The sequence below is a fragment of the Mesorhizobium sp. WSM4823 genome, assembly GCF_055811195.1.
Genome location: NZ_JBVVQL010000017.1, coordinates 69,647 through 89,648, shown reverse-complemented (window position 1 = coordinate 89,648; position 20,002 = coordinate 69,647). Strand labels below are relative to the sequence as shown.

The following is a 20,002-nucleotide window of genomic DNA, read 5'->3' as shown; positions in this document are numbered from 1 at the left end:
TAGCCGGCGATCTCCTGCCAAAGGAAACGGTCCTCAGGGACGCTGCGTCCAAACAGTCTCCTGCGAACTCTTGCGAGATACCAGAGCGGCTTCCATTTGAAAGCTTGTTCCAAATTCGCCCTGACGCCAGTCCGCTCATGCTGGACGAGCAATGCGGCTGAATGACCGCGCATATAGAAGTAGATTTGTTTGGCCAGGCCCTCCATCGTCCGTCTATGAAAGTGGAACGCGACGGAGGCAGGTTCGTAACGGCAGTCATATCCATTGGCGAGCAGCCGATACCAATATTCGGAGTCCCCCGAACATCCGGCCTGACCGACGTCGAGGCGCTCGTCAAACATCCCGGCGCGGTCGAATACTTCGCGTCGGAACGCCATGCTGGCGCCGGCACCAATTTTCCAGGAAGGAAACACCTCGTGCTTTCTCGCGGCGAAGTCGTCCGCGCGGAAGGTTTGTGATGTATAGCCCTGCCCGAAGCTCCAGAATGTCTCGAAGTACCGCTGGGCTTCGGTGGCAATCTCGGCGGGCAGCACAAGGCCCGTCACGGCGCCGACCGAGCGGCTGTCGAACGCAGCAACCAATCGTTCAAGCCAATGCGGATGAAGCAGAACATCATCGTCAGTGTATGCAACGATAGCCGAGGACGCCCTCTGAGCTCCTCGGTTGCGCGCGATATCCAGGCCGGGTCGATCCTCGCGCAGGTAGATTGCACCCGCCGCCAGAACGACCTGGCGCGTTTCGTCGCCTTTCGATGCGTTGTCGACCACGATGATCTCTGCCGGCGGCAAACTTTGCTGAGGAAGCGAAGCCAGACAGCGCTGCAACTCGTTCGGCCTGTCGCGCGTGCAGATCACCACGCTGGCGCTTGGCAGGTCCAGAACCGGTGAGGTCGGGCTCGAGTCTCGAGCGGCCGCAACCGGGGTAGCACGGCACTGACCATCGCTTCCCCTGAGTAAATGCCCAACTGGCAGCCCGCCGCGCCACAAGACGATCATGCCGGGATCGCAGTCTTCAGGAGCAACTTGGATGTCTAAATCTATATGGCGGATACCTGCGCAGTCAGCCACGCCGAACATTCTTCGCAGATCTGCCTCCAGCACATTCGCGCGCCAGTTTGGTGACATCTTCACCGACTCATTTCACTATAAAGCGGCCGAAATTCGGCGTTGCGCATCCGCTTCACTCCAGCCTTGATCCAGCGAGGAACCAACCTAGCCCTGCAGTAAACGTCTACCATGTTGGGCAGGCGAGAAATCGCCGTGCGCGGATCCAGGACGAAGAGTTTCTTCGATAGTTCGCAGGCCGCGTAAAGCTGTCCGCCGATCAAAGCTCTCACCGCAAGCCAATGAATCATGTCGACCAGATGGGCATCGAGATCGCTGCCGAACTGCGGATACTTTTCGCGAAACTCGGCAAGAACGATCTCACACGAACGAAGCATCTGCATGACATCGCTCGACATGTTGACGTTTGTCATCCGGTAGCCCACGAGGTGCTGAGGCACGACGCGGAATTCGTAATTTTCCGCTATTCTGAGGCACATTAGAAGATCCTCGCAGCCCTGTGCGTTCCTGGCCCTCAGGGAAGGATCGAATTGTCCCGCCCGCTCGAATGCGGAGCGACGCATCAGCATCGAACTTCCGTTGCCGACAAAATTCATTCTGCACATCCGTTGCAGAACGTGGCCATCGGCATCGGGCCGGTTGTATAGTGAGAATACCCGGCCGTTCTCGTCGATTTGCGCAAACCAGCAATATGCCAGGCCCGCAGAAGAGCCACCTTCCTGCAGGGCGCGCAATTGCAGTGCGATCTTGGATGGGGCCCAGAGATCATCCGCGTCGACAAACGCCAGAAACTCCGCATCGGTAGAGGCCGCACCACTGTTGCGGGCCTGCGCAACACCGGCATTCGACCGCCTCATAAGGCGTATACGCCGGTCTTTCTCAGCACAGGAGGCCACAATCGAGGCGGATTGGTCCGTCGACCCATCGTCCACCACCACAATGTCTAGCGCCTGATGGTCCTGCTGGCAGATGCTGGTCAAGGTGGCGCGAATGGTCCGCTCGGCATTGAACATCGGCACCACGACGCCTACCCTGGCATTGTCCTGGATCATTGAAGCCTTCGTTTTCTCTGCAAGAGCCAGTAAACAACGGACGGCGCCGACATTGCGATCAGCACCGCTCTTCAATGATTGGGGCGAATTCGAGGCAAATGAGGTCGGTCATTCAGCCTGGCCTATCCTAGCTGGCGGATTCGGGCCGTGACGAAGCAACGCAAAATCCGAAAAACAGACACGTGGATCGGTCACGTAAACGCTGCCTTATTAGCCTTTACTGAATAAGCCAGTCAACCGACGCCGCGCGACACGGAATGGCAGCGGCCCGCAACGCCGGCCTGGCGCGCGTGCAGCCGAGCGGCGGACTTTGGCGATGTTAAGGCCAGACGGGCGTCTTGTCTATTTTTTGGGGGCTGTTACCAACTGGATTTGTCGCTCGCCCGGGGCGCTGCTGCGCGCGATGACGACCCGATCGCGCCCCTCACCCTTGGCCTCGTAGAGCGCGTGATCCGCGGCATTCGTGAGTTCGGCCCAGCCCGCTCCATGCTCCGGATAAGCGGCGATCCCGAACGAAACCGTAACGGTGCCCAGCGTCCGCCCGCGATGCGCCAAGTGGAGCTGTCTGATTGCCTGGCGCAGCGCTTCCGCCCGCTCAGCGCCTTCTTCAAGCGAGCATCCCGGCATCACGAGGGCGAATTCCTCACCGCCGTAGCGCGATACGACATCGCTATCCCTGGCATGCTCGATCAAAGTGGCGGCGACCTGCTTCAATACCAGGTCGCCGGCCTCGTGGCCGAACGTGTCGTTGAACTGTTTGAAATGGTCGACGTCGAGCATCATGATCACCAGCGGCTGAGCCGACCGCTCCATCCGGCGCAGTTCACGGCTGCTGGTTTCCTCGAGATATCGCCTGTTGAACAGACCGGTGTTCGGATCGCGGATCGATTGCTGCCGCAGCGTCTCGCGCAGGCGCAGATTGGCGAGCGCCAATGCCAGCGTGTCGACGACGCCGCGCAGGATCTGCTGCCTCTCAGCCAACCATTGCGGTTTGTCAGCCGCATTCGGTTCACACAAATGGAGAATACCCAGCGTTTCGCCTTGTGCCGCCAGAGGCATGCAGACGTAGCCCTTGCCGCCATTCTCGGTGATATGGGCGCAGCGTGGCGACAGCATGCCCGGGCCGGCGACATGCTCCTGGCCGCGCCGCAACGCCCAGCAGTCTTCCGGCGCAAATTGGGTAGCGCTCGACCGAACGGAGCCCCAATGCGCCACCTCTTCCACCAGGTTGCGCGAGGCGCTGGTCAGGTGGACTGTCCCGCTCAAGCCACCGAGGAACTCGGCCATGGCGGTGCCGACCACTGAAAACGCTTCAGGAAACGTAACGCAGGCCTGGAGCAGCTCCCCGAGCTTCACAAGGCGGGTGGTGGTTTCCGACTTCTCGTGCAATTCGCGGTTTAGCACCGCCAGCTGATCGGCACGCTCGTTCACAACACCTTCCGCGCGGCGCAGTTCGCTGATGTCATTGAGTGTGAGGACGAGACCTCCGTCGGACTTGCTGAGGGGACTGCAGCTCGCGATCACCGGCAAATGCGAACCATCCAATTTGGTCAAGCGCACTTCGCTCTGGTGCTGGCGGCCCGAGGTCAAGGCCAGCTCGACCGGAGACGTCCCGGCAGCGAACTCGCCGCCTCTCGGATCACGCATCGTCATGACCGAGCGCCATTCCTGGCCGACGATCTTGTCGGCGCGTCGCCCAATCATCGATGCCGCCGCAGGATTGACGCTGGCAATCCGGCCCTCACCGTCGAGGACGGCAATGCCTTCTGCCGCCGTGTCGACGATATCCTCGATATGGGCCCGCGCGGATTCAAGCTCGGCCGCCATCGTGTTGAAGCCATGCGCCAGCTGGCCGAACTCATCCTTGCGATTGTGAATTATACGCGTCATGACAGCGCCTTTGGCCAGCGCTTCCATGCCTTTCGTCAGGTCCGAAAGCCCGGCGCCGAAACGGCGCAGTAGCGCCGCCGCGAATCCCGCCGCGACCAGCATGGCGGCCGCCGCGCTGAGGCCAACCAACCAAAGCATGTTGCTGGTGCGCCTTTCGGCATCGCCTAACAACGGGTCGTACTCCAAGAGCACGGCGCCGATGATCGTGTCCTCGGGATACTCGATCGGAACGACCAATAAGTCGTTGATCTCGTGAGGATCATTGAACCTGCGTGGGACGCCATCCTCCAGCGTCTTGCCGACTTCATTGCCGGGGTCATGATCGAACTTGTCGCCGATAGTGTGGTCTTCGTCGGAAGCGTGGGCCAGGAGGATCTTGTTGCGGTCGACGACGAGGAAATCTCTGCGCGAATCGTGGTGCTGATGCTCCAGAAACTCGCGCAGCGCGTCTGGTCGATCGAGCAGCGAAGGTGCCCCATCGGATGACTTGAAGACGACCGTGTTGGCCAATTCCCGCGCGACATTGGCCGCCTCGGTCAATCCCAACGACCTGATCGCGGCCATCTGTGTAAAAATCGCAACGCCGCCTACCAGCCCGATCAAAGCCGAGGCGGCCACCATGCTGAGAATGATTTGGCTCTTGATGCGCACGTCACGGGCCTGCTGAGGACGACGGCATCGTACATGCCCCGATCGAGCCAACATTTCACACTGAATATTTTATTACCAAATGCTTATTAACGTACTAACGATAAGCCAATCAGGCGGCGTTCTTTTGCCGCTTCGGCTCACGGCGATTTGCCGTACGCCTCCATAATGGTGGGCCGCGCCCGGCCGGGCAGACCATAAGGGCGGTCCTTGCAGGCTTCATTAGATAGCCTCGGCTTCGCCAGCCGCAAGACGCCCGGCGTAGAGCTGCCTGACGGGGGCGGGGCCCAAACTGACGCCGGCCTGCGCCAATCGCATATGTGTCGGCACCGACCCGAAGCAGCATTCAAGCAAAAACCCGCCCCGGTCTCCGGAGCGGGTCTGTTGCCTGAGGCGGAACTCAACACATGTCCGCGCCAGCAAGGTCGCCTCGATATGCTGAAGATCCGGTTAACGGCCAGATTTGATTCAAATACGCCTGTGGATATTTGTCTTTGAGTAAATCGAGATTGCCATCCTTGTCGGACGGCGGGCAAAAGGAGAAATCCATGACTAGCGACTTTGCCGCCGCCCATCTCCATCTCGAACGAGCCTGCCACTATTTGCGCGGCGATGACGAGACGAGCAGCATGGCTCGTGCGGCTCTGGATATTCTGATCGATGCAATCGTCGCGGCCCAGTACAAGCGTCCGCCCGCAGACATCGTGGAATTTCCCAGAACGGCAAACCGGCAATAATCGAGAGGTGCCCTGGGCAAGTACGAATCCAACCGGCAGATCGCCTGCGTTAGCAGGCGATTCTTTAGGAGCCGGACCAGCGTCTGATCCTCCTCTGCATTCCCAGCTTGGGCGCACTCCTATGCCTCTGTTCCTGCGATTGAGACGGGCGTATTCTTGCACGGTCGAATGGTCTGAACTTATCTCGGGGAGGAGATGGCGATGGGCGAGGCAACGCGTCACGACGCCTGGCAGGCCGGAGATAGCTACGACCTCTATATGGGGCGATGGAGCCGTCAGATCGCTCCACTGTTCCTGGATTGGCTCGATCCAGCGGTCGGGCTGGATTGGCTGGAGGTAGGTTGCGGAACCGGGGCGCTGTCGGCAGCCATCCTGGCGCGCTGCAATCCCAGGAGCCTGGTGTCCATAGACCCATCGGAAGGTTTTCTCGCCAAGGCGCGCGCAAACGTGCCTGATGGACGCGTCCAGTTTCTCGCAGGCGATGCGCAGGCGTTGTCTGTCGAACCGAGCAGCAAGGGCATGGTCGTGTCGGGGCTTGTTCTCAACTTCATCCCCAACAAGGAAAAGGCACTCGCCGAGATGCGGCGGGTGGCCCGCCGTGGAGCGACGATCGGGTTCTATGTGTGGGATTATCCCGGAGGCGGCGTGGAATTCATGCGGGCCTTCTGGACGGCTGCGACTGCTCTTGATCCCGGCGCTGTCGACCTTACCGAGGACAGGCGCTTTCCGTTCTGCACCCAAGACGGATTGACCGATCTCGCGGAGAAGGCCGACTTGGTTTCCATCGACTCCACCCGGATTGAAATGCCGGCTGTGTTCAAGGACTTTGACGACTACTGGCATCCCTTCACCCTGGGCGCGGGGCCGGCGCCCGGCTATTGCATGAGTCTCGAGCCCGCAGCTCGCCAGAGATTGATGGAGAGGCTCCGCGATAGTCTGCCGCGCGGCGAGGGCGGGTCCATTCCCCTGAAAACCAGAGCCTGGGCAGTCAAGGCCAAGGTTCGCTGATACCCGCGAGCCCGCGGCGCGCCAACCGGCAGGCCGCCAACGATGGGCTGTCCTGCGCAAAGTTCGGGTTGACCGGCCGTGTACGCAAAGCGACTATTCGTCCAGCCGAGATCGTCATGCCGGCGTCAGGAGGAAGATACGATGGAGGAGCCCGATCGGTGGCGTCACATGTCGAGCGCGCCAAGGGATGGCAGTCGAATCCTTGTCACGGTTCGGCCCTCCGAACAGGGTCCGGCGGAAGTCGACCTGGCTTACTGGTCTCGAGCCGACCAGTTCGGCAGTGAAGGCTGGCGTGCTTCCGACTCATCGCCTGGACGCGTGGTTGAATACGCCGAACCCGAGCTGAAATGCTGGATGCCGCTGCCGACAGCCAATCTGAGCAAGGGTTCATTGCCCAGCCCCTGGGACGAAGAAGATGTCCCGCTGCTGGATGGGTCGGGGATATGAGGGTGGCGCGCGATCGCCTGATCCGCCTCGATATTCCTGATTAGAAGTTCGCTCCGACCTTCAGGCCCACCGCGTGGCTGTGGCCGTCGCCGTCGAGCCCCAGGTTAAGGCGGTAGTCGAGCCCAAGCTGCCAGTCATCGCCGAGTTCGGCGTCGAAGCCCGCCTGCAAGGTCAGGTAGTCGCGGCTCATGGGATCGATCTCCAGCGCATAGGGTAGTCCGCCCGAAAGGTCGGCATAGCCAATGCTGGCGAGGCTCGAGCCCGCGAAATCGTGTGTGTATTCCAGCCTGGCGCGCGGCACCAGCGCGCCCCAGTCTGTCGGCATGTGGTATTCCATTCTAAGGCCCAGCACGCCGGCCACCATCTCCGCGTCCTGGTCGCCAAAGGCGAGGTTGTAGGGTCCCGCACCCGTCTCGGTGAAGGCGTCAAGCCGAGACCAGGAGGCCTCAACCCGCGCATAAGGCGACAGAAGCAGGCCGTCCCTGCGATGCTCGTAGCCTGCCGAGAGCGAGCCGAAGAACTGGTGCCCGTCGCGCCCTCCTTCCGCGAAATCGCCCGTATCGGTGACGAAGCGGTGACTATCGAACTCCAACCGGCTAAAGCCAAGGAGCCCGTCCAAGAAGATCCCCGCCGTCGGCTGATAGCTGCCATAGAGGGCGGCACTGAAGGCCTGCGCCTCGCTTTCAGTGCCGTTGTCTCCGACATCAACGGCGTCGCGTCCATAGCCGATGCCGATGCCGCCGACAAACTTCGGCGAGAAGCGCCAGTCGACGCCGGCGCTAACGCCGACAAGTGTCTGGTCAAGCTCAAGCGCACCGTCCTCGCGGCTGCCGAAATTGACGAAGCCGCCGGCCCAGAAGGCCATCCTGCTAGCGCCTGCGGCTCCGCCGCTGCCGCCGGCCGGTGCTCCGGGGCCGCCGAGAGGGAAGCCGAACGCGCGAGCGTCGACGCCTTCTTCACCCGCATAGGCCAGCGGCTCGTCTTCTCGCTGCAGACCGATCCGCAGATCGATCGATGCGGCACGGCGATCGCTTTCGTTATGCAACCGCTCCAGCCGATCGTTAAAGTTCCCGATCTGGGCGTCTGCGAGACGGCGGGCCGAATCCACCTGGGCCGTCAGCAGACCGATTACCTCGGGATCTTCCGAGGGGTCGGGCCGTATCGTCACGCTGAAGGTGATAGTCGCCGGCGCCGACACGCCCCAGGCATTGGACAGCGTATAAGTAATGGCGACGGCGCCGCTCGCCGTCTCCGTGGCGGCAAAAACCAGATCGTAGTTGCCGCCGCTGCCTTCGATGCTGGCGGTGCCGGCGGCTGCCGGAGGATGAGAAACGATCGCTGCTCCCGTGAAGGGCGAACCCGTTGCACCCTCAGTCAGGCTTGCCCGGCCCGTCGTGCCCGCCAGGATCTCTACCGTGCGGTTGGAAGCCACCGGGACTGGGGCACCGATGACGAGCGTGTAGGAGGCGGAGCCGGTGAAGCCGAGGGCGTCGGCGGCTTCGATGGTGACGGCAAAACTCCCGGACTCGCTCGGTGTGCCTGTGAGCGACCCGTCTGCGGCAAGCGTCAGTCCCGCGGGCAACGCACCGGATGTCAGCGCAAAGCCGTAGGGAGCCGTACCGCCTGTCGCCGACAATCCTTGCGCATAAGCGAGACCGCCGGTGCCGCCAGGCAAGGAGGAAGGCGTGAGCGTGATCGCCGGAGCATCAATAGAAAGTGCGTAGGCCTGGACGCCGGTGAACCCGTTCGCGTCAGTCGCGGTCACGGTGAAATTGAAGTTTCCAGCGGTGGTCGGTGTTCCCGACAGGTCGCCCGTGGCCGACAGGTTCAGCCCCGGCGGCAGTGTGCCTGCTGTAATCGTATAGGCATAGGGCGCTACCCCGCCGGAGGCGGAAAGCGCCTGTGTATAAGCGATGCCGCCGGTGCCATCGGGCAAGGTGGAAGGCGCCAGCGTAATCGCCGGAGCACCGATGGACAGCGCATAGGCCTGGACGCCGGTGAAGCCGTTCGCGTCAGTCGCGGTTACGGTGAAATTGAAATTTCCAGCGACGGTCGGTGTGCCTGCGAGTGACCCGTCAGCGGCAAGCGTCAGCCCGGTGGGCAGCGTACCGGCTGTCAGCGCGAAGCTATAGGGAGCCGTGCCGCCTGTCGCCGACAGTCCTTGCGCATAGGCGATACCGCCGGTGCCATCGGGCAGAGTGGAAGGCGCCAGCGTGATCGTCGGAGCACCGATGGATAGCGCATAGACCTGGACGCCGGTGAACCCGTTCGCGTCAGTTGCCGTCACGGTGAAATTGAAGGTTCCTGCGGTCGTCGGTGTTCCTGATAAGTCGCCTGTGGTCGACAGGTTCAGCCCCGGCGGCAGTGCGCCGGCCGTAACCGTGTAAGCGTAAGGCGCTGCCCCGCCGGAGGCGGAAAGCGCCTGCGCATAGGCGGTACTGCCGGTGCCATCGGGCAAGGTGGAAGGCGCCAATGTGATCGTCGGAGCACCGATGGACAGTGCATAGACCTGGACGCCGGTGAAACCGTTCGCGTCCGTTGCCGTCACGGTGAAGTTGAAGGTTCCGGCGCTGGTCGGTGTTCCCGTCAGGTCGCCTGTGGTCGACAGGTTCAGCCCCGGCGGCAGTGTGCCGGCCGTAATCGTATAGGCATAGGGCGCTGCTCCGCCGGAGGCGGCAAGGGCCTGTGTATAAGCGATACCGCCGGTGCCGCCGGGCAGGGTGGAAGGTGCAAGCGTGATTGTCGGAGCAGCGATGGACAGCGCATAGACTTGCGTGCCGGGAAAACCGTTCGCGTCAGTTGCCGTCACGGTGAAATTGAAGGTTCCTGCGGTGGTCGGGGTGCCCGACAGGTCGCCTGTGGCCGACAGGCTCAGCCCTGGCGGCAATGCGCCGGCCCCAACCATATAGTCATAGGGCGCCGCCCCGCCGGAGGCGGAAAGCACCTGCGCATAGGCGATACTGCCGGTGGCGCCGGGCAAGGTGGAAGGTGCAAGCGTGATCGTCGGAGCAGCGATGGACAGCGCATAGGCCTGGACGCCGGTGAAGCCGTTCGCGTCAGTCGCCGTCACGGTCAAATTGAAGCTTCCTGCGGTGGTTGGTGTGCCTGTGAGCGACCCGTCAGCGCCAAGCGTCAGCCCGGTGGGCAGCGTACCGGCTGTCAGCGCGAAGCCATAGGGAGCCGTACCGCCTGTCGCCGACAGTCCTTCAGCATAGGCCATACCGGCGGTGCCATCCGTCAGCGTGGAAGGCGCGAGCGTGATCGCCGGAGCAGAGATGGACACTGCATAGGCCCGGGCCCCGGTGAAACCGTTCGCGTCCGTTGCCGTCACGGTGAAGTTGAAGGTTCCGGCGGTGGTCGGTGTTCCCGTCAGGTCGCCTGTGGCCGACAGGTTCAGCCCCGGCGGCAGTGCGCCGGCCGTAACCACATAGCCATAGGGCGCTGCTCCGCCGGAGGCTGCAAGAGCCTGTGTATAAGCTATACCGCCGGTGCCGCCGGGCAGGGCGGAAGGTGCAAGCGTGATTGTCGGAGCAGCGATGGACAGTGCATAGGCTTGCGTGCCGGGGAAACCGTTCGCGTCAGTTGCCGTCACGGTGAAATTGAAGGTTCCTGCGGTGGTCGGGGTGCCCGACAGGTCGCCTGAGGCCGACAGGCTCAGTCCTGGCGGCAATGCGCCGGCGCCAACCATATAGTCATAGGGTGCCGCCCCGCCGGAGGCGGAAAACGTTTGCGCATAGGGGACACCGGCGACGTCGCTGGGCAGGGCCGAAGGTGCCAGCGTGATCGTCGGAGCACCGACGGAAATCGCATAAGCCCGGGCGCCGGTGAAACCGTTCGCGTCAGTTGCCGTCACGGTGAAGTTGTAGGTGCCGGGGGTTGTCGGCGTGCCAGCCAGCGTGCCGCCGCCGGCCAGTAAAACACCCTGAGGCAAGGCGCCTGCCGAGACTATAAAGCTGTAGGGCACAGTGCCGCCCGTGGCGGTGACGGACTGTGAATAGGCGTTGCTGGCCGTCGCCGAAGGCAGGCTCGGCGGGCCTACTGTGATAGTGGGCGAGATATAGGTGAACCCGCCGGTCAGTGTGCTCGAACCCGACAGGGTGGTGACTGTGACGTTCCTGCTGCCGGCGGTGTTTGCCGGCGTCGTCCCGGTGATTGTCGTGGAGTTGACGACGGTTGTGCCGATGAGCGCGGTGCCCCCGATGGTCACGCCTGTGACGTCGTTGAGGTTTACGCCTGTGATCGTAACCGAGGTGCCCCCGGTCACCGGTCCGCTCGTCGGCGAGATCGACGTCAGCGACGGCACGCCCTGCGGAACGTAGGCGACGGTAACCTGTCCAGCTACGTTTCCGCCGCGTGGTCCTCCATTGGTCGTAAGATCATACATTCCGTACTGGATGATGTCGAAATTATTGCTCGGCTGGGTTACGTAGGTCGCCGTGCAGTTGGTCGTATCGAATGGAGCGAGCGGAAGGGCGGGCGCGCAACTGACCGTCCCCAACGGGTGGTTCATGGTGAGGGCGACCGAGTTGATGATCGCGTTTTCCTGGTCGATCCGGAAATGGAAGGTGATGGTCTGGCCGGGACCTGAGAAGGTGCTGGGAGTCGCCCCCGTGATCGTTACGCCCGCAGCCGCGGGCAAGATTAAGGCGGCCATGAAGACGAAGAGCGCGCCGACGCGCACCAGTATTGCAGCCGCAAGACGCGCCGAACCGAACATGCCCCAACCCCCCGATCAGGTATTGCCAAGCAGCCGAGAAAAACCCGTTGCCCATAGCATTGCCTGAACGCCTGTCTAACACAAACGCGTGTAGGGTCAACGGCCTACAACCGTCGTTGCCTTGGTATAGACAGAAAGATTTCTTGCCGTTCTCCGGAGCCAGGATGGTGCTCGGATGAGCGAAGCTCCCGAACTATCCAAGGCAGGCTATTGGCACCGGGTATGACCAGCTGAGAATGACGTAGTGAGACATGCAATTGATTGATAGGCAGGCGGGGCAGATCTCCTCTGTCCTGCCCTGTTTGCCGAAACTTGGCATCTCCCCCACAACAAAGGGGGAAGATTGGCAGGCTCACCGTCGGCTCCTTCCGTTCAGTTTGCCCCCGTCGCCCCTCAGAACAGGAATGCAGCCGTGGCGGGATTCGGCCCGGTGCGACCGTCTGATGAGTCCATGCCTCGAATGAGCTCGAGGTCGGCCGCGTCCAGCTCGAAGTCGAAGACGTCGAAATTGGCGGCGATCCGGTCCTGGTGGATCGACTTTGGAATGACGATCAGCCCTTCCTGAAGGTGCCATCTGATGATCACCTGCGCCACGGACTTGCCACGCTTTCCGGCGATGCTTTCAAGGGTCGGGTCGCTCAACAGTCGGCCGCTGCCCAGCGGGCTCCAGCTTTCGATGCGGATGTTGTGCGTGCTATGAAAATCTCTGGCGTCGCGCTGTTGGAACCGGGGGTGGAGTTCGATCTGGTTGACGACGGGAACGACCCCCGTCTCGCCGATGATCCGCTCGAGATGGTCCTGGTTGAAATTCGAAACCCCGATCGACTTGATCCTGCCGCCATTCCTAAGTTCGATCAGCGTTTTCCATGCCTCGACGTATTTATCCTGGCTGGGCACTGGCCAGTGGATCAGGAACAGGTCGAGCTGTTCGATCCCCAGCTTGTTCATCGTCTCGTCGAATGCCCGAAGGGCGGCGTCGCGCTGATGCGCGCCGTTGCGCAGCTTCGAAGTGATGAACAACTCGCTCCTCGGCACGCCGGCCGTGCGGATCGCTTGCCCGACGCCTTCCTCGTTCTGGTAGCCTTCGGCAGTATCGATCAATCTGTAGCCCGCCTCGATGCCCCAACTCACCACCTGCGCCGTAATGGCTGGATCGACCTGCCACACGCCAAGGCCGATCTGAGGAATGGCGGAGCCATCGTTCAATGATATCTGTTCAGGCATATTCAGGTCCTTTTACAATGGGAACTACAATGGGGGGCGCTGCGGAGCGTTCTGCTTCGGCGCACAGTCTATCTAGTCTCGATGTTCGCCAGGGCGAGTCGATGGCTCGACAAATGTCCTAATCGAAGCCGGGGCGAGATCCTGGGTTTGGGGATGGCACGCCAACCCGGATCAACCTCGAAAAGTCCGGCGAAAGGCCCGACTCCCGCGCGCGGCCGTCAATATGGGCTAACTGCCTCAGAACCGACATTGGCAAGCGGCTGTCGAGCGCACCCGTGCATACGCATATTCGGGAAGATAGCCATTGACGATGAGGCGCCAGTCAAGAGGGACCACGTCACCGACGGCTCGCATCATCTTGACGATCGTCGTCGTGCAGTTCGTCGTGATGGAATTATAGAACTCAGGCGTCGCGGAAAGTGCATTTGCGTCCGAAACGTATTCCAGCAAGAGCGCCCGGGCTGCGTCCGGCGACATTTTTAGCCGATAGACTTGGACGTCCTCTCCCCGAACGTTTGACCTGACGCCGACGACGTCTCGCTCGTCAGCCGCGACAATGACCAGCGGATTGCTCTTGAACAGGTCTGCGACGGGTGAAAATTTGCCGCCTCCATGCCGCCGCACCTCAATCGACCAGGCAAGATAGTCACCTCCGGCAAAGCCAAAGCTTAGGATGACATGGGCAATATTAGGCCCGGACCAATAAGACATGAACAGGTCGACGGTCTGAACCCTGGAAAGGTCGTAGGTCCGCATCGTCCAGCGCTCGGTGAAATCAGTGTCGCTACGCCATTCGAAGTCTCGCACGTCAGTCAGCGTCAGCAGATTGCCGTCGCGGATGCCGGTCACCTGACGGGCGACTTCGGGCGCCCAGTCCGCGTGACCGAAAGGCCTGATGGTGCTCCACCAAACCAGCACCACAGCAAACGCAGCCGCAAATAGGACGAACGCCCTGTTTCGAAACCGGCCGAAGAGCGCGATGATGGTAGCGAGGCCGAACAAGACGAAAAGGACGCCGGCCACAGCCCGTCCAGGCTCGGCCACGGGCAGGCGATACCACATGGCAAGTCCGCCCCAGGCAGACAAGATTGCGACGGCTAGCGAAAGGATGATGGCAAGCGAGACCCGAGCGATACGACGCATTCATTCCCCATCTGGTGCGCCGCTCTCCGGCGGTCTGGCATTGCCTGGATGCCATTTCTCGCGGGACGTCCGAAGGCAACTCTACATCCCCATACAGATGCACCAATCGGCCTGATACCAGCTGTCGCCCGCGGATTTCGCAGGCATGGAGCGAGCGACAAGGTGCCCGCGCGAAGCGAGCGCGCTCGGCATCGGCCGTTCGATCAAACGATGACCTGGTGCGTCCGCCTGGCTACGTCACCGAGTGATCACGGGTTCCATCCGCCGCTGCCGTATTGTCGGGTAATGATCTCGAGAAGGTGACCGTTCGGGTCCTCGAAGTAAACACCGCGGCCGCCGTCGTGGTGATTGATCTGCCCCATCTGCGTCCGGCCGGGGTCAGCCCAGTACGGGAGGTTCCGTTCACGAATCCTATCGAAGATCCCGTCGAACTCGGCTTCGCTGACCAAGAACGCATAATGCTGCCGCCTGATTTCGCCGTCTGTGTCCATGTAGTCGAGGTTGGCGCCGTTTTCGGTCGTGACCATCTGGAAAGGTCCCCAGCGTCTCGGGGCTGGAAGACCAAGCATTTCCGCCAGGAATTTTGCCGACGCCTCGCTGTCGCGGGCCGACAGTATCGTGTGGTTGAAATCGATAGCCATGCATCACTCCCTTTGATCTTTCCTCGCACGTCGTTGTTTTCACGACGGAAGCGATCCGTACGAGATGGGGTCGAAGGCCATATTGCTCAAGCGGGCGTGCCAACATACCCGATGACCTACGCTGTCGAATGAGAAGGCTTCTCGCCGGAAGTCGGTCATTCGGTGGATGTCGGCCGAACCCAAACAATGATATCCTGCGGGGAGCATTCGGGGAGGAAACTGCATTGACCCGCTTGGAAGCCGAAGGGGCGAGAGGTTGGTCGAATCTGCTGCTCGCGGCAGAGAGAGGCGATGCGGAGACCGTTCGAGCGGAGTTGGCGGCCGGCGCCAATATCAACGAGGCGGACGGCGGCGGCTGGTCAGCGCTTCATCTCGCAGCCCTCAACGCCCGCACCGCGGCGGTCGAGGCGTTGATCGAACACCCAGCAATCGATGTGAATTCCAGAAACACATGGAAGAGCACGCCTTTGAGCCTCGCTTCGGCCAAGGGCCACTACGCATCCATTCTAGCTCTCGTGAAACATCCCGAAATAGAGATCGATGCAAGAGCCGAATACTACGGCAGAACGGCCCTTATCGAAGCAGCAAAGAACGGGCATCTGGACGTCGTTAAGTTGCTTGTCGAAAATGGCGCCGACGTGAATCTGAGTGACAAGACCGGAAGAAACAACGCGCTTATCGAGGCTATCAAGGGACGGCATTACGACGTCGCGGGATACCTGCTTGATTCCAGGAAAATGAACTTTCTCAACAAGGATATGAGACTGAACGCCCTGATCTGGGCTGGAAGCTGCCATAACCCTCAACTCATCGAAAAGCTGGAAACCTCGATTCATACTTTCTTCGAAGGCAAGTGAAGGATCTTCGCGTCCGGTTGCAATTGCCATTCGTAGTTACCTGACGAAGAAACAGGTAATCCTCCGATCCGGAAGGCTCGTCGGCCCTTCGCGATAAGCGCGCTGCTACTCACGATGTCGGGGCAGGGCGCCGAGCGGGCCGGCCTCATATGCTGCAAGTGCTTTGGCGACGCCGGCAGTGAAGTGTTCAATATCGCTCGCATGTTCGAACGCTATCCCGGTTTGCGCAAACTCCAGTGGCGAATAGTCAGGCGCTATCCACTTGATCTCTGCGATAATCCTCTGGGCTTCCTTGAGATCGCCGAGTTGCGCATGGCACGCCGCGAGCCTTGTCAGCCGCCAGGGTGTCTTCAATGGGAGCTTCGACATGCCACGGAGCGCGGCCTTGTAGTCTCCTGAAGAGTAAAGCGCGATAGAGCGATCATAGTGGTACCAATCAGGATGGATCGGATTGATCCGTATCGCACTGTCAAGCGCCGTGAGTGCTTCAAGAGGCCTGCCTCTCATGGTGAGCAAGTATCCCATTTGAGCAATCGTATCGGCGTCATATGGATTGAGGTCGAGCGCGCGTTGAAGATGATGTTCGGCTGCTTCGAACCGACGGGCTGAGAGGAGAGCCTGGGCGAGTACGCGATGGCAGCGTGGCTCTTCCGGCGCCAGGATCACCGCACACTCTGCGCGGTCGATCACTGAACCAAGCAACGCTGGGGATGCCTCAGCATAGCCACCGATAATGAGATCTGCGAGCGCGATGTAGGAATGCGCCAAGGCATAGGTCGGGTCCTTCTTGACCGCCGCCTGGAAAAGACTGCGTGCAGCCTCATTGTCGTCATCACCATAGCCGCGCAGCCGGGCCAGTCCACGCAGGAGAAGCTCGTATGCGGCCAAGCTGTCCGTAGGCTTTGGGGTTGCTTGTTTAATCGCTGCATCGTCGAGCCGAGCGACCAGCCGGTTCACCACACGACGAGCGATTTCTTCCTGCATATCGAAGATCTGGTCGCCAGACGCAGAAAAATTATCGCTCCAGAGAACTCCACCCGTCGAGGCGGTAATGAGGCTGACGGTGACCCGCATGCCGTCTGCGCGAGTCGCCGCCCTGCCACGGACCAAATAGGTTGCGCCAAGGCTGTCGCCAATGGCACGCCAATCGGAAGCGGAATCCGAGACAAATGCAAATCCGGAATTGCGCGCCAGCACCACGACCGTTCCAAAGCGAGCCAACGCATTGACAACGTCCTCGGCGAAGCCGTCAACCAGAGGGGTGTCTTCCGGCGCACCTTCGTTGCTGAAGCGCAGTACCGCAACGCTCGGCTGTCCAGAGCGCTCCGGCGTTGGCGCATCGAGAAGAGAGAGGACGTAGCCGCGTTTGGCTACCGTGCGGATAATGGTTTGGCTTTCGTCCTGCAGCGCCTTTCGCAACTCCCTGACGGCTTGTGTCAGTGAGTCCTCGGTCACGAAGACATCAGGCCACACCGCTGAGATCAGTTCTGACTTGGTTGCGACACGTCCAACATTCCTGCTGAGATAGGTTAACAGCTCAAATGCCTTGGAGCGGAGGGCAACAGGTTTCCCGTCGCGGAGAAGGAGGCCGCGCGCAAGATCAAGCTCGCAACTGCCAAGTGCCAGAACGTGCTCTGGATTTTCTTGCGACATCGAATGCCGACCTGATCAGCCTAACTAGACGCTGCCTGATTGGGGTCTCAATTCGCTCAGACGTCAAGGGATCAAAGGAATTTGGTTCGCCTTCACTTCGGCTGGAAGCCATCCGCCTCTCCATGGCGATGATCTCGAGCATTTCGAACATCGTTCCAGGCATGGGCGCACAAGGCGACGCAGCCATAACGCAAGATACATATTCGAGGAGTTCTTGCCGGGCGGCTTGGCGCGTATTCTCATTCAGTGACATGGTCGACCTCATCGGGTTCTTTCTTGAGAACAGTGAAGCCAAAGAACGGGCGCGTACCGGAAGATTTCTGAAATTCTGCTGAATCTGCCGTAGCAAGGTTTTTCTTCAGTCATTCAACCAATCGGTTGACAATCGGAAACGCAGATCTATATTCAACTACATGGTTGAATTAGAGCCGCCCCAGATGGACTCGGTCTTTCACGCGCTTGGCGACGCCACCCGCCGGCACATGCTTCGCGATCTCGCCGGCGGCGAGCGAACGGTGAGCCAGTTGGCGCAACCGTTCGCCATGTCGCTCGCCGCCGCCTCCAAGCACATCAAGGCGCTGGAGAACGCAGGGCTTATCCGCCGAGAGGTGAGAGGCCGGACACATGTCTGCCGGCTCGAACCCGCACCGCTGGCCAGCGCCCATCAGTGGCTGGGCTTCTACGAGCGCTTCTGGACCAACCGTCTCGACGTTCTCGAACGCCTCCTTCGCGAGGAGGACACGCGCAAAGCCCAGGATGATTCCAAGAAATCGCCCAACTCAAAAGAAGGAGACGACCAGTGAACCAGATGAAAAGCATCGAAGCCTATGGCGAGCTGACCGAGCCCGCCACGTTCACCATCCAGCGCCTTTTGCCCGGTCCCATCGAGCGCGTCTGGGCTTATCTCACCGAGAGTGACCTGCGCCGGCAGTGGATGGCTGCGGGTCAGATGGACATGAAGGCCGGCACGTCGTTCGAACTCGTCTGGCGTAACGACGAGCTGACCGATCCGCCTGGCCAGCGTCCCGCGGGCTTCCCCGAAGAACATCGGATGGAGGGCCGCATCACCGAGCTCGATGCGCCGCGCAAGCTCGCCATCACCTGGGGAAACACTGGCGGCGTTTCCTTCTTGCTGGAGCCGAAGGGTAACGATGTGCTGCTCACGGTCATCCATCGCCGGCTGCCGGAACGCGCAACCCAGCTCAACGTCACCGCTGGCTGGCACATGCACCTCGACATGCTGGCCGCCCGCCTCGCGGGCAAGACGCCGACCTCGTTCTGGGATGGCTGGAGCCGCCTGCGCGAAGAATACGACCGCCGCCTGCCGGCCTGACAAGATCGCGTCGGCCACCCCTTAAGTCACGCCCAGCCTCCACCCGCATCCGCCCCTGGAGGCTCGCACACCAGCAACGAACCGACGATGAAACGTGCTTGCATTTCGCAAGCCCGATGGAGGAAGTCATGCGCAAATTGATCACCGGAATGAAGATTTCCCTCGACGGCAAGATGGAGGGACCCGAGGGATACGCGGATTGGGTCGACGCATGGTCGGAGGAATACGGCCTGATGCCGCAAATCGACGCCTGTCTACTCGGGAGCGCCATGTATGCCGGCTACGAGCGCTATTGGAGCGCGATACAGAACGAACCGGACAAGCCGCTGCCGATGACCGGCAAATTGCCGACGCCGGCCGAGCTCGAATGGGCCCGCTTTGCCGAACAGACCCCGCATTATGTGCTGTCGAACACGATGACTTCGGCGCTTTGGCCGAAAACGCGCTTCGTGCGGACCTTCGACGACATCGCTGCCCTCAAGCAGCAGCCCGGCAAGGACATCTATCTCATGGGAGGCGCCCAACTTGCGGCGAGCCTCATCGATGCCGGGCTGGCGGACGAACTCCGGCTGATCGTCTATCCGCTGCTCGCCGGCGATGGGAAGGCGCTATTTGGAGCGGCGCACAATCGTCGTGGGCTTGAGCTGAGGAAGGTTGAGCAGCTTCCCGACGGGCGTGTGAGCCTGGTCTATGGGATTGGCTAACTCAGCCGGTCTTCGCAGGCTTCGCAGCGCCGAGGTGCAGGCCGTCCATGAGGAGCGAGACCCGCCGGCGCGAGGCGACCAGCAACCGCTTTCGTGCAATCGGCGTCAATCGGCTTTTGAGGATGCGAAAGATCTGGAACATGTTCAGGCCAATGAAGAACATGTTCCACGCAACCACATTAAGCATCGGCTCCGGCTGGCTATAAAAGTATGTTGCCAGGCAGCAGGCTGCCATGATCGTCAGCAGACGCAGGCGCAGCATATCCATCGTGAAATATGCGATCACATACAGAATGTTCGCGATGTTGACCAAGAGTTCCATAGTCATGTCCTTCCGGCGGCGCCTTCTCCGACGTTCGCCGACCCGTTACTTTCTCGGAGCGCAACACAGGGCGGCGAGCGCCGCCCTGCGTAGAACAGTCGAGACCTGCGCTTACTCGCCGCCGAAATCGGCTTTGAAGGTTTCGAAATCCACCTGGAGGCCGTTCAACACCGTGCTCCAGTGGCGCACATAGGCTGCCTGCACGACCGCTTCGGCGACTTCCTCGTCCGTCGCGCCGGCTTTCTTGGCGAGGCTCGTTTCGAGCCAGATGCAGTATTGGCACGGGATCTGCGCCGCGACCGCGAGGTTGATCAGCGACTTGACTTTGGGATCGAGCTTGTTGCTCGGGTCCGCTGCCAGGCCCTTACTCATGGCCCAGGCGCCGGCGATGGCACTCTTGGGGTACGCCTTCGTGTAGCCTGGCAGGAAACCGAAGGTCGCCTGGATGTCACTATAGGTCTGTTCGGGCGTCGGCATCTGCTGGGCTTGGGCCGGCGCTGCGAAGGCGAGGGTGGCAACAGCGAAAGCTGCAGCGAGGTAGGTCAGTTTCATGATCGTTTTC

At 61.1% G+C, this 20,002-nt stretch carries 18 protein-coding genes and 1 pseudogene; 9 read left to right on the top strand and 10 right to left on the bottom strand.

Annotated elements, in window-relative coordinates; all coding sequences use genetic code 11:
• The 3 genes from AC0L26_RS28570 to AC0L26_RS28560 all read right to left on the bottom strand — a co-directional run.
• Positions 1 to 1,124 (bottom strand): glycosyltransferase family 2 protein (locus AC0L26_RS28570; RefSeq protein ID WP_473635580.1); only part of this gene is annotated, 1,124 nt, incomplete at its 3' end.
• 2 nt (positions 1,125 to 1,126) lie between these two features.
• Positions 1,127 to 2,116: a glycosyltransferase family 2 protein gene (locus AC0L26_RS28565; protein WP_473635579.1), complete on the bottom strand. Its 990-nt coding sequence runs from the start codon at positions 2,114 to 2,116 to the stop codon at positions 1,127 to 1,129.
• 342 nt (positions 2,117 to 2,458) lie between these two features.
• Positions 2,459 to 4,243 (bottom strand): sensor domain-containing diguanylate cyclase, encoded by a 1,785-nt coding sequence (locus AC0L26_RS28560; RefSeq protein WP_473635578.1) that lies wholly within the window; start codon positions 4,241 to 4,243, stop codon positions 2,459 to 2,461.
• A gap of 15 nt (positions 4,244 to 4,258) precedes the next feature.
• On the opposite strand from AC0L26_RS28560, the gene AC0L26_RS28555 reads away from it, so the two are divergent.
• The 5 genes from AC0L26_RS28555 (at position 4,259) to AC0L26_RS28535 (ending at position 6,846) form a co-directional block, all read left to right on the top strand.
• Positions 4,259 to 4,492, top strand: coding sequence for a hypothetical protein (locus AC0L26_RS28555; protein WP_473635577.1), 234 nt, complete (start codon positions 4,259 to 4,261; stop codon positions 4,490 to 4,492).
• 13 nt (positions 4,493 to 4,505) lie between these two features.
• Positions 4,506 to 4,673, top strand: a complete 168-nt coding sequence (locus tag AC0L26_RS28550) for a hypothetical protein (protein ID WP_473635576.1) — start codon at positions 4,506 to 4,508, stop codon at positions 4,671 to 4,673.
• Between the two features lie 529 nt (positions 4,674 to 5,202).
• On the top strand, positions 5,203 to 5,391 hold the full coding sequence (locus AC0L26_RS28545; protein ID WP_473635575.1) for a hypothetical protein: 189 nt from the start codon (positions 5,203 to 5,205) through the stop codon (positions 5,389 to 5,391).
• Positions 5,392 to 5,586: 195 nt separating this feature from the next.
• Positions 5,587 to 6,399 carry a class I SAM-dependent methyltransferase gene (locus AC0L26_RS28540; RefSeq protein WP_473635574.1) on the top strand — a complete coding sequence of 271 codons (813 nt, stop codon included), beginning with the start codon at positions 5,587 to 5,589 and terminating at the stop codon, positions 6,397 to 6,399.
• A gap of 141 nt (positions 6,400 to 6,540) precedes the next feature.
• Positions 6,541 to 6,846 (top strand): hypothetical protein, encoded by a 306-nt coding sequence (locus AC0L26_RS28535; RefSeq protein ID WP_473635573.1) that lies wholly within the window; start codon positions 6,541 to 6,543, stop codon positions 6,844 to 6,846.
• A gap of 40 nt (positions 6,847 to 6,886) precedes the next feature.
• Here the strand turns inward: AC0L26_RS28535 and AC0L26_RS28530 are convergent, their stop codons facing one another.
• From AC0L26_RS28530 to AC0L26_RS28515, 4 genes and pseudogenes are all read right to left on the bottom strand, one after another.
• Complete coding sequence (locus AC0L26_RS28530) at positions 6,887 to 11,563, bottom strand: putative Ig domain-containing protein (protein ID WP_473635572.1); 4,677 nt, start codon at positions 11,561 to 11,563, stop codon at positions 6,887 to 6,889.
• Positions 11,564 to 11,956: 393 nt separating this feature from the next.
• Positions 11,957 to 12,787, bottom strand: a complete 831-nt coding sequence (locus AC0L26_RS28525) for an aldo/keto reductase (protein WP_473635571.1) — start codon at positions 12,785 to 12,787, stop codon at positions 11,957 to 11,959.
• A gap of 118 nt (positions 12,788 to 12,905) precedes the next feature.
• Positions 12,906 to 13,930, bottom strand: a pseudogene (locus tag AC0L26_RS28520) (Lnb N-terminal periplasmic domain-containing protein).
• Between the two features lie 248 nt (positions 13,931 to 14,178).
• Positions 14,179 to 14,571 (bottom strand): VOC family protein, encoded by a 393-nt coding sequence (locus AC0L26_RS28515; protein ID WP_352937852.1) that lies wholly within the window; start codon positions 14,569 to 14,571, stop codon positions 14,179 to 14,181.
• Between the two features lie 224 nt (positions 14,572 to 14,795).
• On the opposite strand from AC0L26_RS28515, the gene AC0L26_RS28510 reads away from it, so the two are divergent.
• Complete coding sequence (locus AC0L26_RS28510) at positions 14,796 to 15,428, top strand: ankyrin repeat domain-containing protein (protein WP_352937853.1); 633 nt, start codon at positions 14,796 to 14,798, stop codon at positions 15,426 to 15,428.
• A gap of 105 nt (positions 15,429 to 15,533) precedes the next feature.
• On the opposite strand, the gene AC0L26_RS28505 is transcribed toward AC0L26_RS28510, so the two are convergent.
• Positions 15,534 to 17,081: a winged helix-turn-helix domain-containing protein gene (locus AC0L26_RS28505; RefSeq protein ID WP_473635570.1), complete on the bottom strand. Its 1,548-nt coding sequence runs from the start codon at positions 17,079 to 17,081 to the stop codon at positions 15,534 to 15,536.
• A gap of 413 nt (positions 17,082 to 17,494) precedes the next feature.
• On the opposite strand from AC0L26_RS28505, the gene AC0L26_RS28500 reads away from it, so the two are divergent.
• The 3 genes from AC0L26_RS28500 to AC0L26_RS28490 all read left to right on the top strand — a co-directional run bounded on the left by AC0L26_RS28500 (position 17,495) and on the right by AC0L26_RS28490 (position 19,118).
• Complete coding sequence (locus tag AC0L26_RS28500; protein WP_473635569.1) at positions 17,495 to 17,884, top strand: ArsR/SmtB family transcription factor; 390 nt, start codon at positions 17,495 to 17,497, stop codon at positions 17,882 to 17,884.
• 5 nt (positions 17,885 to 17,889) lie between these two features.
• Entirely contained in the window at positions 17,890 to 18,414 is a 525-nt protein-coding gene (locus tag AC0L26_RS28495) for an SRPBCC family protein (RefSeq protein ID WP_473635588.1), read from the top strand.
• Positions 18,415 to 18,542: 128 nt separating this feature from the next.
• Complete coding sequence (locus AC0L26_RS28490; protein WP_473635568.1) at positions 18,543 to 19,118, top strand: dihydrofolate reductase family protein; 576 nt, start codon at positions 18,543 to 18,545, stop codon at positions 19,116 to 19,118.
• A gap of 1 nt (position 19,119) precedes the next feature.
• On the opposite strand, the gene AC0L26_RS28485 is transcribed toward AC0L26_RS28490, so the two are convergent.
• Together AC0L26_RS28485 and AC0L26_RS28480 are read right to left on the bottom strand one after the other, a co-directional pair.
• The gene (locus AC0L26_RS28485) at positions 19,120 to 19,440 is read right to left on the bottom strand and encodes a hypothetical protein (protein WP_473635567.1); all 321 of its coding nucleotides are present in this window, start codon (positions 19,438 to 19,440) and stop codon (positions 19,120 to 19,122) included.
• A gap of 111 nt (positions 19,441 to 19,551) precedes the next feature.
• Complete coding sequence (locus tag AC0L26_RS28480) at positions 19,552 to 19,992, bottom strand: carboxymuconolactone decarboxylase family protein (protein ID WP_473635566.1); 441 nt, start codon at positions 19,990 to 19,992, stop codon at positions 19,552 to 19,554.
• Positions 19,993 to 20,002: the final 10 nt, after the last annotated feature.

Excerpts from the sequence above, each read along its gene's own strand:
- AC0L26_RS28565 (WP_473635579.1), bottom strand. The coding sequence starts at position 2,116 with ATGATCCAGGACAATGCCAGGGTAGGCGTCGTGGTGCCGATGTTCAAT.
- AC0L26_RS28545 (WP_473635575.1), top strand. The coding sequence starts at position 5,203 with ATGACTAGCGACTTTGCCGCCGCCCATCTCCATCTCGAACGAGCCTGC.
- AC0L26_RS28540 (WP_473635574.1), top strand. The coding sequence starts at position 5,587 with ATGGCGATGGGCGAGGCAACGCGTCACGACGCCTGGCAGGCCGGAGAT.
- AC0L26_RS28535 (WP_473635573.1), top strand. The coding sequence starts at position 6,541 with ATGGAGGAGCCCGATCGGTGGCGTCACATGTCGAGCGCGCCAAGGGAT.
- AC0L26_RS28530 (WP_473635572.1), bottom strand. The coding sequence starts at position 11,563 with ATGTTCGGTTCGGCGCGTCTTGCGGCTGCAATACTGGTGCGCGTCGGC.
- AC0L26_RS28525 (WP_473635571.1), bottom strand. The coding sequence starts at position 12,787 with ATGCCTGAACAGATATCATTGAACGATGGCTCCGCCATTCCTCAGATC.
- AC0L26_RS28515 (WP_352937852.1), bottom strand. The coding sequence starts at position 14,571 with ATGGCTATCGATTTCAACCACACGATACTGTCGGCCCGCGACAGCGAG.
- AC0L26_RS28505 (WP_473635570.1), bottom strand. The coding sequence starts at position 17,081 with ATGTCGCAAGAAAATCCAGAGCACGTTCTGGCACTTGGCAGTTGCGAG.
- AC0L26_RS28500 (WP_473635569.1), top strand. The coding sequence starts at position 17,495 with ATGGTTGAATTAGAGCCGCCCCAGATGGACTCGGTCTTTCACGCGCTT.
- AC0L26_RS28495 (WP_473635588.1), top strand. The coding sequence starts at position 17,890 with ATGAAAAGCATCGAAGCCTATGGCGAGCTGACCGAGCCCGCCACGTTC.
- AC0L26_RS28490 (WP_473635568.1), top strand. The coding sequence starts at position 18,543 with ATGCGCAAATTGATCACCGGAATGAAGATTTCCCTCGACGGCAAGATG.
- AC0L26_RS28485 (WP_473635567.1), bottom strand. The coding sequence starts at position 19,440 with ATGGAACTCTTGGTCAACATCGCGAACATTCTGTATGTGATCGCATAT.
- AC0L26_RS28480 (WP_473635566.1), bottom strand. The coding sequence starts at position 19,992 with ATGAAACTGACCTACCTCGCTGCAGCTTTCGCTGTTGCCACCCTCGCC.